This is a genomic window from Flintibacter sp. P01028 (genome assembly GCF_041925235.1).
GTDB lineage: Bacteria > Bacillota > Clostridia > Oscillospirales > Oscillospiraceae > Lawsonibacter > Lawsonibacter aceti.
This window is the reverse complement of sequence record NZ_JBHEVC010000005.1, coordinates 131470-145997: the sequence shown is the minus strand read 5'-3', so window position 1 is coordinate 145997 and position 14528 is coordinate 131470. Positions and strand designations below refer to the sequence as shown.

Sequence of the window (14528 nt, the reverse complement as noted above, 5' to 3'; positions counted from 1 at the left end):
AATATATCTATTATTGCTTTTTAGGATAACTAAAATAGTATTTTTGGAGACTGAAAATAGAGATGCTCTCTCAACGCAGCTATCGGGAGCCCAGTGGAGCGGACCTTGAGATCGCCAAGCTGGTGGTGAAGGAAATCCCCGATGGAGCGGTGCTGCCCCAGGGGTGGGGAGCGTGCCCTTTACTGTGGTCAAGCTGCCAGCTTGGTCAGATCGGAAGGACCTGGGCTGCCACACAGGAACGATCAGCGACACCTTTTTAGAGCTGTGGAAGGCAGGTAAACTGACCAATGCAAGAAAAGAGGTGGAGCGTATCGGCCGGATGAGTAATGTGATCAGTATCGATGGCGGAGTAGAACTGGATCTTATGGGACAAGAAAATGCAGAATCTGCTGGCACCCGTCGGCTCTCAGGCATTGGAGGACAGATGGACTTCTTAGAGGGAGCCTGCCGCTCCAGAGGAGGAAAAGGTTTTATCTGCTTGAATGCTGTTCATAGATACAAAGACGGAACACTAAAATCGAATATTGTCCCATACATTTTCAGTGGAAGCGCTGTTTCTGTTCCCCGGACGATGGTCCAATATGTAGCAACCGAGTATGGGATAGCGAGGATATCTGGACAAACGCTTCGAGAGAGGGCAGAGGCTATGATCGCAATAGCACATCCTGATTTTCGGGACAGCTGGGCGCAATACGCTCAAGAGCACTTCCAGTAGAGAGCGTGGAGAGGAGAAGCCTTTATAAAAAAGTGCCGGATGGGGACAGTGCTTCCCTATCCGGCGCGCCTCTACAGCGATAAAATATTTAAAAAGTGGTTGAATTGCTGACTGTGAAAGGTGTTCTGTATCCCGATTGTTACGGAAATTTTAGAGTTCTGCCTCCTCACTTTTACTACTTTACTACCTGCTTCACCGAGCGCATATCAAACACAGCGGAATTTGAAATGAAAAAGTTGGAGCAAAAGTAGGCTAAATTACAAAAGTTTAAGAAAAATCCAGAAAATTGTAATATCTCACAAATATTTCGCGAAATAAAGAAGAGATATTGCGCAGAAAGATGAGCCGTGATATAATACACTCACCCAATGAGGGAAAAAATGGAAAGCAAATCCCCCGGGGGATTTGCTGTGTACGGTCGTACACAGCAAATGGTTTGAGAACCAATGAAATGGTTCAATATCGAAGAAAGGGAGCGAAAAAATGAAAAGAACAAAACAAGCGATCGGGATTTTGCTGTCTGCGGCGATGATGCTGGCTATGCTGGCTGGCTGCGGCGGAAAGCCCAGCACCTCTCAGGGCGGCAGGGACAACAGTAGTGGTGCCGCAAGCGGTTCGAACAGCCCCTCCCGTGGAAATGTGATGATGACTTTTGGAACTGGTGATACTGGCGGTTCCCTATATCCGGCTGGCGCGGCGCTCTCACAGTTATGGACCAACAGCGTTCAGGGTGTGAAGTGCAATACCCAAACCTCTACTGGATCCTTCCAAAACGTTCAGGATGTGGCCAGCGGCGAAGTGGATGTAGCCGTGGCTACCGCCGACGTGGTGCTGAATGGTTACAATGGAGTCGAACCCTTTACATCCGCACTGGAGAATGTCCGGGTTATCGGTGCGGTTTACACCTCTGTTTCCAGTGGCGTAGCGCTGAAGGAGTCCGGTCTGGAGTATGTCCATGATCTGCTGGGCAAGCGTGTTGCTGTTGGCCCCGCCGCTTCCGCTACTGAGAACTCCTGCTTGGATGCCTTCGAGGTTATGGGCATCAGCGCCGAGAATACCAGCCTGGAGAACCTTGGGCTGGGTGATGGTGCCGATTCTGTGGGCGACGGCATCATTGATGCGGCCTTTGGCTTTGCTGGGCTGCCCATTGGCGGACAGCTCAACTTGGCTGCCACTAAGGACATTGTGGTCCTGAACTATACCCAGGAAGAGATCGACGACATTCTGGCTGGAAACGAGGCATACATTCAGTCCACCATTCCCGCGGGCACCTACACTGGTCAGGACTATGATACCTTGACTTTCGGTGTGAAGTGCCTGGTCATCGTGAGCGCGGATTTGGACGAGAGCCTGGTCTATGATATGTGCAAGACCATGAACGAGAACTCTGCCGATTTGGCGGCCGGCAACGCTATCCTCAGCGAAATGACCGATCCCTCCTTCCTGTGTACCAACATGCCTATTCCCCTGCACCCAGGCGCTGAGAAGTATTATGCCGAGCAGGGCCTGATTTGAGCGCCCTGAGCTACAAGGTTTGGTAGTTTCAATATCAATGCGCTAGCGGCCGGAACTGAGGAGCCCTCGGCTCCGGCCTCTCTTTATGTAGGACACGATACTGTGTGAATCTGTAGTAAGGAAAGGATTCAATTTTATGGCAGAAAAAGAGTACAAGGAGATCGACATAACCTCGTTGGACAGCGAACTGGCCGCGGCCAAAGCCGTAGAAGATGGGAGAAAGGACAAATTTATCAAGATTGCTACCATTGTGGCGATCGCCATGACGATCTTTCATATCTACACCGGGTTCTTCGGCCTGTTTGATTTTGTGACACAGCGAGGTGTCCATCTCAGCTTTGCCCTTACCTTAGTGTTGCTGACGCAGCCCCTTTATAAGCACGTCTTCAAGGACAAGTTTGCCGGGAATAAAGGCTTCCGGATATTTTGCCGGGTGGTGGATATTGCCTTGATCGCCCTCACTTGGCTGGCTTGGTGGATGGCCCAGGATGAGGTGCATCACATGACCGAACGCCTGAGCCAGACAACATGGATGGCCGTCTTTGCTGGTGCGGTTCTGGGTCTGGTAGTTCTGGAGTGTGCCCGGCGTGTGCTGGGCTACATTATGCCTGTGTTAGCTCTGATTTTTGTGGCCTACGCCTTGGCTGGGCCCCATCTGCCTTGGGCTATTGCTCACCGGGGCTACTCACTGGAGCGTATTTGTTCCTTCCTGGCCACCGACTTGGACGGCTTATTTGGTACGACAATGAGTGTGTCGGCCACCGTCATTTTCATGTTTGTAATGTTTGGCGCATTTCTGGAATCCTCCGGCTGTTCCGATTTCATCAATAACATCGCTATCTCCCTGACCGGAAAAATCAAGAGCGGCCCTGCCCTCTCTGCAGTGGTGGCTTCCGGACTGATGGGCTCCATTAACGGTTCCGCCGTAGCCAACGTGGTGGGCACGGGCACCTTTACCATTCCGCTGATGAAGTCCCGCGGCTACAAGCCCGCTTTTGCTGGCGGTGTGGAGGCGGTGGCCTCCACTGGCGGCCAGATACTTCCTCCAGTTATGGGCTCCGGTGCCTTCCTAATGGCGGCATTTACTGAAAACCAGTATATTACGATCTGTATTGCCGCCGTCATTCCTGCCCTGTTATACTATTGGGGCTGCGGAGTGGCGGTTGTCAGCCAGTCTGAGTTGGCGGACATCAAGTTAATGGATCCCAAGGATGTGCCCAAATCCCGGGACGTGATGAAGACCGGCTGGATCTATCTGCTGATTATTGCGATCCTGCTGTATTGCCTGTTGGTGGCCCAGTATTCCCCGCTGTACTCCGCCCTGTGGGCGACCTGCGCAGTGCCTGTTATCATGCTTTTTGACAAGAAAAAGCGATTCACCCTAAAAAGCATTTTGCCTGCCATGGCAAAATCTGCCTTTAGTTCCATGTCCATTGTTATCGGTTGTGCCTGCGCCGGATTTGTGGTAGGCATGGTGTCTCTCACCGGTATCGGAGTCATCTTCGGTGACATGATGATCCAAGCGGCCCACGGCTTGCTGTTCCCTTCACTGCTCTTTACTGCTATCACTTGTGTTATCCTGGGCATGGGCCTGCCCACCACAGCGGCCTATGTCATTGCCGCCTCTATCCTGGCTCCCTCCCTGATCAAGCTAGGTCTGCCTGCGCTGACCGCCCACCTGTTCGTGTTTTATTTTGCCTGCCTGTCTGCCATTACACCTCCTGTAGCCCTGGCAGCCTATGCTGGCGCTGGTATCGCAAAGACAAGCCCCATGACAACGGCAATCGAGGCATGCAAACTGGGCTTTGCCGGATTCATGGTGCCATTCGCCTTCTGCTATAATGAGGCAATGATGATGCAAGGCAACGTGGTGGATATTATTTCGGTGGCGGTTTCAGCCATTGTTGGTACGGCTGTGATTTCCGCGGCCTTCCAAGGCTGGTTGCTGTGGAAACTGAATATCCTGGAACGGACAGCCTTTATCGTAGGTGGTCTGTTAATGTTCATTCCTGGAACAGTGACAGACCTGATCGGTCTTGCTATTGCGCTTCTCCTGATCTTGATTAACATGAGAAAATGGAAGAAGATAAAGCAATCTGTGTAGCCTGACATACATAGGAATTCTTTATAACATATGTGAGAGGCTCGGAACTGTTGATGACAGTCCCGAGCCCTTTTTTGCCCACTTGCCATAAAGTGTTTAAATTTGGAACAGCTTGCTTGAAGATAAAAATTCCAAAATCCCGAGGAATTGAAAAAGGCGGGAGGGGCTGGGCATCCTGATGGGAAAATATGCGATACCACGTACTATTTCCTTATTGGCCGCGGCGTTGTATAATATGATAAAGCAGATTTTTGCTGCCAATATGGTGGCCTGTCCAATCACCATGGTGGCACAGGTGGCGGAAGTGATAATCAGGACGGCTGCTTTTCCAGCATCAGCATAGGAGCGGGACGCGCCGAGGGGGCTCATCGGGGCACTGGGAACGCGGCTGTGCTCTGCGTGTGCTCCTACCTGCCGCTGCCGATGCTTTTAGGATCTGGATAGAGTCCTGAATTCTATGCCGGGGTTAAACCTGTTGACTTTTTTGATTGTGGCGCCGGTCATCCGAAAAATCTATCGAGAGCTAAATGAGGAGGAACGAATATGAGCAAGACAATCATTACCATTAGCCGGGAGTTTGGCAGCGGGGGCAGAAGTATCGGAAAATCAGTGGCCGAGGCTCTGGAGATCCCCTACTACGACAAGGAACTCATCAAACAAGTGGCGGAGAAGACCGGCTTCGCGCCAGAGTATGTAGAGAACGCGGGGGAGTACGCGCCTGGAAAGTCCATTCTGGCCTATTTCGCCGCCTTCAGTGGGCGGGCCGATGTCATGGGCGGCATGAACGCCTCCGACTTCCTATGGTGTATGCAGCGCCAGGTCATTCTGGATCTAGTGGAAAAGGGTTCCTGTGTGATCGTAGGCCGCTGCGCCGACTATATTTTGAAGGATAACCCAGACGCCTTCCATGTCTTTGTCCACGCCGCTCCTGCCTTCCGGGCAGACCGGATCGTCCGTCTGTACGGTGAGAGCGAGAAGAAGCCGGAGGAGCGGCTGCGCGACAAGGACACAAGGCGAAAGGTCAACTATAAGCACTTCACCGGCAGGGAGTGGGGGCGCTGCCAGAACTACCACCTCTCTCTGGACAGCGGTGTCATTGGCGTTGAAAAGTGTGTTTCCATGATCGTGGAACTGGTCCGGTCCAGATAATAGAATAGAAAAGCGCCGGACGGAAAGATACTCTTTCCAGCCGGCGCTTTTGCTACCAGACGGACGGAAACATCAGTCGGAGATCTGTCCCAGACGCTCCATGCGGGTGCGCTCCACGTCGCTGAAATAGCCGAAAAGCTGCTCCAAAAAGAATTTGGAATAGTGGGACAGATAGCGGTCCTTCATGCGGATGAGAGAGAGCCGCTGGGACAGGGGCTCATTCCGGTAAAGCAGGGGAAAAATGTTGATATCCGAAGGAATGTTGTCCCGCTGGCTGACCAGGTTCGCCTGGGAGCAGAAGCAGGCGGCCAGTCCCTGGAAACAGGCGGTGATGCCGGCCTGGGTATAGGTGCTGGTGATATAGGCGCGGGGAATCAAATTGGCGCTTTCAAAACACTGGTTGATCTGGCGTCCCATACGGTTGTCAAAAATGCAGAAGGGGAGCTTGGAGAAGTCCTCCACATGGGCGCCGGAGAGGGCCTTCCGTTTCAGCATCGGGGCCTGGTCACCATAGTAGGACTGAAGCAGGGAGTCCGCGACACAGAGATAGACCTGGTCGTCCATCAGGTGGTGGGTGACCAACTTGGGGTGCTCCTCCCCGTTGAGGGTGATAGCAAAGTCGAGGGACCGGTCTAATACCAGCGGCTCCAGACGGGGTGTGATGGTGTCGGTAATGTGGATGTCCACATTGGGATAGCGGGCAGAGAACTGCGGCAGGACAGCGGGCAAACACATATTTAAGCGCAAGGCGCTGGCGCCGAAACGGAGGACGCCCCGCTCCTGCTGCTCGATATCGGACAGAATGTCCTTCAGATTGGTCTGCTCCTTCATCATCACCTCCGCAAAGGCCAGCACAAACTCCCCTGCCGTGGTCAGGGAGAGGGACGGCTTGCGGTGAAGCAGCCGAACGCCATAGTAGTCCTCCAGACGTTGGATGTGGTTGCTTAACGTCTGCTGGGAGATAAAGAGGCGGTTGGCGGTGCGAGTCATATGCAGGTCCTTTGCCAACTCGGAGAAGTAATATAGACTGGTCAGATCCATACATACCTCCACAAAATTTTTTTGTTAAAAACTCAAAAAAACTCCGTTTGATTTTTGCATACCACTATATTACTATGAAACTACAAAATCCGCAACGCAAAAAACAAGGAAAGCAGAGGAGGAATTGATTATGTCTGTTGGCAAGAGGATCTACCTCAAGCGCGAGATGCCGGACCCCGAGATCATGGCGCAGTTTAAGAGCATTCCCGCATCCAACACCGCCGATGTCATGGGCCGCAGCTGTGCCATGAACCCCCGTATCAAGCTGGTGAGTCAGCCAAAGGACCAGATGATGGTGGGTCCGGCCTATACCGTCAAGGGCCGGGCGGGGGACAATCTGGCTCTCCACGCGGCGCTGAACCTGTGTCAGGAGGGGGATGTGCTGGTGGTGTCCAACGAGGAGGACGATACCAGAGCTCTGATGGGCGAGGTGATGATGGCTTACCTGAAGTATACCAAAAAAATCGCCGGTATCGTTCTGGACGGCCCCATTCGTGACATCGACGAGATTGGACATTGGGATTTCCCGGTCTACTGCACCGGAACTACCCCTGGCGGCCCCTATAAAGAGGGTCCCGGCGAGATCAACGTGCCCATCTCCTGCGGCGGTGTCAGTGTTAACCCTGGGGATATTATCCTGGCTGATCCTGACGGAGTGATCGTGATCCCCAGAAAAGACGCTCCCGTGATTCTGGAGGAGGCCAAGAAATTCCAGGCCGCGGATGAAAAGAAGCTGATTGCGGCCAGAGAGGGTACTGCAAACCGGGCCTGGGTGGAAAAGACACTGGAAGAAAAGGGGTTTGAAATCATCGACGACGTATACCGGCCCTGAACACATATTTCCCGCCAATACAACGACATAAGGAGAGAGAACCATGAGTCCAATTACGATCGCACTGATCATTCTGGCAATCACTGTCGTCCTCTTTATCTGGGAGCCGATTCCCATCATCGTCACTGCCATTGGCGCGTCTATCGCGTTCGCCTACACTGGTCTAATTACCATTGATGATATCTTTACCGGCTATAACAGCACAACTATCGTTCTTTTGGCTGGTATGATGGTGATTGGATCGTCCCTGTTCCACGCCGGCATCACCGATTTGATTGGTGAAAAGATGGTTCGTGTAACGGGTAAAAGTGAAAGGAATATCATTCTTGCCACATTGATCGTGTCCTGCGCCCTCAGTTCTGTATGCAGCAATATTGGTGTGATGACTGCAATGGCTCCCCTGGTTACCGCCATGTGCATCGCCGCCGGAGTTGGTCCCTCCAAGGCTCTGCTCTCCCTGCTGTTCGGCGCTCAGTTTGGAGGCTTTGTGACCCTGGTGGGTGTCGGCTCCAACGCCACGGCCAACAGTGTAATGAGTGAATTGGGCATTACTCCCTTCGGATTCTTCAGCATCACTCCCTTCGGCATCGGTATCTGCATCCTGGGTACCCTGTACTTCACCTTTATAGGGCGCAAGCTGATCCCCGACACCGGCTATGTTCCTGAGTTTGCCAAGACCGATAAAAAGCCCTTGGACAAGAGAAAGGCCGCTATTTCTGTGATTACACTGCTGTGCGTGCTGGTGGTGATCGCGGCCAGCCCCAAGAACATGCCTATGCATGTGGCAGCTGTGATTGGTGCTCTGATTATTGTGGGTACCAAGTGTATGACTGTCCAGGAGGCTATACGGGCTATTGACTGGAACTGCATGTTGCTGGTTGGTTCTCTTACCGCAATTTCAACCGGATTCAAGAACAGCGGCGCGGGTGATGCCGTGGCGGAACTAATCTTGAAGATCCTGGGCGAAGATCCCAGTCCCTTTATGGTTACGACTGTGATCTTCTTTGCCGCCGCCATCCTGACCCAGTTCATGTCCAACATTCCCTCTATTATGCTGTTCCTGCCTATCGGCATCTCCATTGCCGAGCAGATCGGTGTCAGCCCATATCCTGTGGCCATGACTATCACTTTGGCGGGTGCCGCTTCCTATGCCACCCCCTTTGCTGCGCCCCAGAACATGATGACGGTCGGCTGGACCCACTACAAGTTTGTGGACTTCTGCAAGATTGGTCTGCCTATGCTGTTGGTCACCTATGTGGTGGTGGTTGCGCTGGTTCCGATTTTCCTGCCTTACTAAAGAAAGAGGTGCACGATGGAAGACCTCCTAAAGGGCGCATATGACCTGCATATCCATACGGCTCCTGATGTAGTTCAACGGAAATGCGGAGATCTGGAGCTGGCCCGGCGGCTGGTCCATCGGGGGATGGCCGGGTGCGCAATCAAGAATCACTATTTCGATACTGCCGTCCGGGCGAAACTCCTTCAAGAGCAATTTCCTCAGCTAAGAGTTGCGGGCGGCGTGACGTTGAACCGTTCTGTTGGGGGTGTAAATCCCGATGCGGTGGAGCGTTCCGCCCAGGCGGGCGGCAAGCTGGTCTGGTTTCCCACCCTGGAGGCCCGGTCATACCAGCAATATCAGCATCGGAACGAGCCCAGTGCAGACCTGTCCCGGTTTTTGTCGGTCTGCGATGAAAAGGGAAATCTCCTGCCCCAGGCGCTGGAAGTGCTGGATGTGGCCACACGACACCAAATGGTGGTGGGGACTGGCCACATTGGGGCCGATGAGGGTATGGCTCTAGTCCGGGCTGCGGCAGAGCGAGGCTGCACCGTTGTCTTGACCCATGCGGATAACCCGGCCGATTGCTATTCGATCCAACAACAGCAGGAGGCCGTGGCGTTGGGAGCCTATGTGGAACACAGCTTTTTTACCACATACCACAACAGGACACCTATCGAGGAGATCGCCCGGCAAATCAGGACGGTAGGATGTGAACATGTGCTGCTGACCACAGATTTTGGTCAGCTGAATTCCCTCTATTCTGACGAGGGTATGGAGGAATATGCCCGGGTGCTGATGACCCAGGGATTTACCGCAAAGGAGTTGGGGATCATGATGCGGCAAGTGCCTGAGCGTTTGCTGGAAGGGATGTCCTCCGCAGACTAAGGAGTGTAATAATGAGTTATAAGGTTTTACTGCCCCAGCCGATTCTACCCGAAGGCTATGCCTATCTCCGTGACCACGGCTATGAAGTGGTGGATGGACGTGGCTTTGCGGAGGAGGATGTGCTGGCGGATGTGGCTGACTGTGACGCCATGATTGTCCGGACCGCTAAGATTACCGCGAAGATACTGGACAACGCCCCCAAACTGAAGATCATAGCCCGCCATGGGGCGGGCTATGACGGAGTTGACTTGGAGGCTGCCCGCCGCAATAAGGTGCTGGTCACCACTGCCGGCGGGGCCAACGCCATCTCGGTGGCGGAGCTGGCGATTTTCTATATGCTCTACTGCTCCCGGAATTTTAAGGCCGTGATGGCCCACTGCGAGAGCGACTACCGCTATGCCAAGATGGGAATCCCAAAGACCGAGCTGGAGGGCAAGACCTTGGGCTTGATTGGCACGGGCAACATCGGAAAACTGGTGGCGAAGAAAGCGGCGCTTGGCTTTGATATGAAGGTAGTGGCATATGACCCCTTCGCCCGGGAGCTGCCGGACTACATTCAATTAACAGAGGATCGGGACGAGGTGTTCCGCTGTGCCGACTATGTGTCTCTCCATGTACCCGCTACCAAGGACACTGTTCACAGCATCAGTGACCATGAGTTTGACCTGATGAAGGAGAGCGCCTTTCTCATCAACACTTCCCGAGGAAAGATCGTAGACGAGGCGGCGCTGATCCGAGCCCTTGAAGCGAAGAAGATCGCGGGAGCCGGCCTTGATGTGGTGGAGCAGGAGCCCTTCGACCTAAAGAATCCTCTGCTGAAGATGGAGAACGTACTGGTCGCCCCTCACATCGGCGGCGCGACCAAGGAGGCGTCCACCCGGTCCTCCCTGGCCTGTGCCCAGGCCATCGACGACTTTTTCTCCGGCCGTACGCCCAAGTTCATCGTCCCTGAACTGCGGGACCTGATTGGATAACGATTGACCAAAAAAGAGCGCGGAGCCCCAGTGGGGCCCGCGCTCTTTTCCTTGCTGAAACGATGAGGCCGGAGCCCGTAGGGGTTCCGGTCTCATCTGTTATCAAAAAGAAACGATTTGCTGGAGCGGATTAAAGCTCCAAATTGTTCTCGTCAGCACCAAAAATGTGGCATACGTTGCCGCCGAAAGTGAAATTGATCTTGGCGCCGTAGGAGAATGTCTCCTTATGGCTGCCGGAGATGTCCATGGTGGGGACAATGATAATTACATCCCGGCCCTGGGTGTTGGCGTGGAGATGGACCTCGCTGCCCATCATCTCTGACACATCTACCGTGGCTTCGATGGCGTTGGTGCCGTCGTTGAGGATAATGTGGTTGGGGCGGACGCCTAAGGTGACATCCTGAGCGGAAACTTTCTTCGCCGCTAGGGCTTGCTGCTTCTCTTCAGAAAGCTCCACCTTGACCGCCCCGGTGGTGACAAAATAGCGCCCACCTTCCAGAAGCAGTTTGGCATCAAAGAAATTCATCTGGGGCGTGCCAATAAAGCCGGCAACGAACAGATTGGCCGGGTGGTCAAAGACCTCCTGAGGCGTGCCGATCTGCTGGATAAAGCCGTCCTTCATGATGACAATACGGTCACCCAGGGTCATAGCCTCGGTCTGATCGTGGGTAACGTACATAAATGTGGTATCGATTTTCTGGCGCAGTTTGATGATTTCGGAGCGCATCTGGTTGCGGAGCTTGGCGTCCAAATTGGACAGGGGCTCGTCCATCAGCAGCACTTTGGGTTCGCGGACAATGGCGCGGCCGATGGCCACACGCTGACGCTGGCCGCCGGACAGGGCCTTGGGCTTCCGGTTCAGGTACTGGGTGATGTCCAGAGTGGCTGCGGCCTCTTTCACCTTGCGGTCGATCTCGTCTTTGGGCATTTTCCGAAGCTTCAGGGGGAAGGCCATATTTTCATATACAGTCATATGGGGGTACAGGGCATAGCTCTGGAAGACCATTGCGATATCACGGTCTTTGGGCTCTACGTCGTTCATCAGTTTGCCGTCAATGTACAGCTCGCCTTCTGAGATCTCCTCCAGACCGGCGACCATCCGAAGCGTGGTGGATTTTCCGCAGCCGGAGGGACCGACCAGTACGATAAACTCCTTGTCAGCGATATCCAGATTGAATTGCTGGACAGCTACCACGCCCTGGGAGGTCACCTCAAGATTGGCTTTTTCGCCTGTGGGAGCCTCGCCTTTTTTGGAAGCCTTCTTTTTCTTGCCGTTGCTGGCATGGGGATAGATCTTTTTGATGTTTCTAAGGGAGAGAGTCGCCATAGTGATCGGCTTTGGTGTCACGGCCTCTGCCTGTGACCCCTTGCCCGCGGAGAGCGGAACTCCGCGGACGTTGCAGCAGGTCTCCACACTGCTGTACCGCAAGCCGCGCGGATATTTGGTCCTCCTTACTTTATTAGCCTGACAGACTATAAGAATGGAGTAGGCTGCCGGCCTGATCTAAATCGATCGCTCGATTTTGGCTATTATACATGATGATTTTGGGAAACACAAGTAAAATGAAGGTAAAAAGTGCCGAATAAAAAGGTAAAGAGGAATACCATCAACCTGAAAAATATATTAGTAATTAATAAAAAGAGAAATGAAATGTAAAAAATAAGAAAAATAAAAGAAAAATGTTAGTAAAAATAAATAATTATAAAAGAAAATAAAATATTGTTCGAAAAATAAAAAAACAACGTGAGTAAAAGAAGGTTGAGAAAAAATAGATAAATTAGATTTGAAAAAAATTATTTTCAGTCTATTATTGACAAAAATAAGAGCTAGAAGTATACTTGCTTTACGTTCGAGGAAATAAAATATTAGTAATAAAAAGAGGGGGAGAAGGGACGGGACTGGTTGGAAAACAGTGGGAAGGAATACGGCACAGCCGGCAAAATGTAATGAGCAGGAGGATATGATCATGAGCGATTTCCCATCGAAAGAAAAAGCCCTTGGAATGTACAAAAAGATGTACGAGATCAGAAAGTATGAGGAGAGTATCTACTATCTGTTTTTAGAGGGCATCATGCCCGGCACCATCCACCAGAGCACTGGCGAGGAGGCCAGCGCCGTCGGTATGCTCTACGATTTGAGCCATGAGGACTGGATGGCCTCCACCCATCGGCCCGCCGGCCATGATATCGCCAAGGGTATCAGCGTCAAGGCCATGATGTGTGAGATGTTCGGCAAGGCCGAGGGCTGCTGCGGCGGCAAGGGCGGCGCTATGCACACCGGCGACATCTCTGTGGGCGCTATGGTGGCCAACGCCATCGTTGGCGGAAACCTGCCCATCGCGGCGGGTGTCGCTCTGGCCTTTAAGATGCAGAAGAAGAACAATGTGGTGGTCTGCTTCTTTGGCGACGGGGCCAGCAATGAGGGCTCCTACCATGAAACGATGAATGTGGCCGGCCTGTGGAAGCTGCCGGTGATCTTTGTGTGCGAGAACAACCTGTACTCTGCCACCACCTCAATCAGCCTGACCTGCCTGCAGGAGAACGTGGCCGCCGACCGGGCCGCCATCTACGGCATTCCCAGCGAGGTGGTAGACGGCAACGACGTGCTGGCTGTCAACGAGGCTGCTACGCGGGCCATTGCTCGGGCTAGGGCTGGGGAGGGTCCTACTATCCTGGAGCTGAAGACCTACCGCCACGGCGGACACTCCCGAAACGACGCCTGCGGCTACCGCCCCAAGGAGGAGGAGGCCGAGTGGTTTGCCAAGGACCCTGTGGTTCTGTTCCGGAAGAAGATCCTGGAACACGGCGTGATCACGGAGGAGGAACTGCAAAAAGAAGAGGCGGCTATCGAGCAGGAGATCGAGGACGCGGTGGAATACGCCAAGCAGGCGCCCTTCCCGGCCAACGAGGACGCTCTGATCAACGTGTTTAAGGAGGATGATGAGTGATGGCTGTGATGTCTATCGCTGACGCGCTCAAGAGCGCCATTGCGGAAGAAATGAGAAGAGATCCCACCGTATTCTGCATCGGTGAGGACGAGGATATCCCCGGAGGTATGGGCGGCGCCTTTACCGTTACGAAGGGGCTGGCTGACGAGTTCGGCGCTAATGTGAGATCCGCTGACGATAAGGGCTTCGGCGGCACGCCGGTGCCCATTGGCGAGGCTCGGGTCATCAACACGCCCATCGCGGAGATCATGATTTCCGGCGTGTGTGTCGGCGCGGCTATGGCGGGGATGCGCCCGGTGGCCGACCTGCAGTATGGCGATTTCCTGTTCTGCATGATGGATCAGCTGGTCAATCAGGCGGCCAAGATGCGCTATATGTCCAACGGTCAGGTGTCTGTGCCGATGGTCATGCGGGCCCCTTGCGGCGCCACCAACCGCGGTGCCCAGCACGCCCAAAGCCTGGAGAGCTATTTTACTCATGTGCCCGGACTGAAGGTCATCTGCCCCTCTACCGCCTATGATGCCAAGGGCATGATGAAGCAGGCCATCCGGGACAACAACCCGGTGCTGGTATTCGAGCACAAGCTGCTGTACGGAGGCTCCCGAAAGGAGGCCGGCCAGCTCAGCTCCGCCGGCGAGGTGCCCGAGGGAGATTACACCGTTCCCTTTGGAAAGGCGGCCATCCGCCGGGAGGGCAAGGATGTAACCATCGTGGCCAACCTGCTGATGTGGTATCGGGCGATGGAGGCCGCGGAAGAGCTGGAGAAGGAGGGCATCAGCTGTGAGATTATCGACCCCCGCAGCCTGGTCCCCTTCGACTATGATACGGTGCTGGCCTCGCTGGAGAAGACCGGAAAGCTGATGATCGTCCACGAGGACCACTACAACTGCGGCTGGGGCGCTCAACTGGGCTCCTATGTAGCTGAGAACGCCATCACCCTGCTGGATGCGCCTATTGTCCGCCTGGGCGCCACAGATACGCCTACCCCCTTCTCTCCGCCGCTGGAGCAGTTTGTGATCCCCTCTACCCAGCGCATCATTGAGGGCGCACGCAAACTGGCCAGACTGTGATCGGGAGGGACCGAAC

Annotated in this window: 12 protein-coding genes; 10 read left to right on the top strand and 2 right to left on the bottom strand. The window is 53.8% G+C overall.

The annotated features are described in order from the left end of the window. Positions 1-184 precede the first annotated feature (184 nt). From ACEVJK_RS09950 to ACEVJK_RS09935, 4 genes are all read left to right on the top strand, one after another. Positions 185-715, top strand: coding sequence for an acetyl-CoA hydrolase/transferase C-terminal domain-containing protein (locus ACEVJK_RS09950; RefSeq protein WP_374740458.1), 531 nt, complete (start codon positions 185-187; stop codon positions 713-715). 483 nt (positions 716-1198) lie between these two features. Further along, the gene (locus tag ACEVJK_RS09945; protein WP_240288752.1) at positions 1199-2230 is read left to right on the top strand and encodes a TAXI family TRAP transporter solute-binding subunit; all 1032 of its coding nucleotides are present in this window, start codon (positions 1199-1201) and stop codon (positions 2228-2230) included. A 136-nt stretch (positions 2231-2366) separates the two neighbouring features. Then, positions 2367-4334 (top strand): TRAP transporter fused permease subunit, encoded by a 1968-nt coding sequence (locus tag ACEVJK_RS09940; protein ID WP_186852379.1) that lies wholly within the window; start codon positions 2367-2369, stop codon positions 4332-4334. Between the two features lie 543 nt (positions 4335-4877). Continuing rightward, complete coding sequence (locus ACEVJK_RS09935; protein WP_374740457.1) at positions 4878-5483, top strand: AAA family ATPase; 606 nt, start codon at positions 4878-4880, stop codon at positions 5481-5483. A 72-nt stretch (positions 5484-5555) separates the two neighbouring features. Here ACEVJK_RS09935 and ACEVJK_RS09930 read toward each other — a convergent pair whose 3' ends face one another. Further along, positions 5556-6524 carry a LysR substrate-binding domain-containing protein gene (locus tag ACEVJK_RS09930; protein ID WP_374740456.1) on the bottom strand — a complete coding sequence of 323 codons (969 nt, stop codon included), beginning with the start codon at positions 6522-6524 and terminating at the stop codon, positions 5556-5558. Positions 6525-6654: 130 nt separating this feature from the next. Here ACEVJK_RS09930 and ACEVJK_RS09925 point away from each other — a divergent pair, with 130 nt between their 5' ends. From ACEVJK_RS09925 to ACEVJK_RS09910, 4 genes are read left to right on the top strand one after another with little or no spacing between them, the layout of a single operon-like run. Beyond that, positions 6655-7356, top strand: a complete 702-nt coding sequence (locus ACEVJK_RS09925) for an RraA family protein (RefSeq protein WP_147572873.1) — start codon at positions 6655-6657, stop codon at positions 7354-7356. Between the two features lie 43 nt (positions 7357-7399). Then, positions 7400-8653, top strand: a complete 1254-nt coding sequence (locus tag ACEVJK_RS09920) for an SLC13 family permease (RefSeq protein ID WP_240288746.1) — start codon at positions 7400-7402, stop codon at positions 8651-8653. Between the two features lie 15 nt (positions 8654-8668). Further along, positions 8669-9520: a DUF6282 family protein gene (locus ACEVJK_RS09915; protein WP_374740455.1), complete on the top strand. Its 852-nt coding sequence runs from the start codon at positions 8669-8671 to the stop codon at positions 9518-9520. An 11-nt stretch (positions 9521-9531) separates the two neighbouring features. After that, positions 9532-10494 (top strand): hydroxyacid dehydrogenase, encoded by a 963-nt coding sequence (locus ACEVJK_RS09910; protein ID WP_340405403.1) that lies wholly within the window; start codon positions 9532-9534, stop codon positions 10492-10494. Between the two features lie 130 nt (positions 10495-10624). Here ACEVJK_RS09910 and ACEVJK_RS09905 read toward each other — a convergent pair whose 3' ends face one another. Further along, on the bottom strand, positions 10625-11821 hold the full coding sequence (locus ACEVJK_RS09905; protein ID WP_186852373.1) for an ABC transporter ATP-binding protein: 1197 nt from the start codon (positions 11819-11821) through the stop codon (positions 10625-10627). 640 nt (positions 11822-12461) lie between these two features. On the opposite strand from ACEVJK_RS09905, the gene ACEVJK_RS09900 reads away from it, so the two are divergent. Next, positions 12462-13442, top strand: a complete 981-nt coding sequence (locus ACEVJK_RS09900; protein WP_240288741.1) for a thiamine pyrophosphate-dependent dehydrogenase E1 component subunit alpha — start codon at positions 12462-12464, stop codon at positions 13440-13442. Then, the gene (locus ACEVJK_RS09895) at positions 13442-14512 is read left to right on the top strand and encodes an alpha-ketoacid dehydrogenase subunit beta (protein WP_340405436.1); all 1071 of its coding nucleotides are present in this window, start codon (positions 13442-13444) and stop codon (positions 14510-14512) included. The genes ACEVJK_RS09900 and ACEVJK_RS09895 overlap by 1 nt, the downstream gene beginning before the upstream one ends. Positions 14513-14528: the final 16 nt, after the last annotated feature.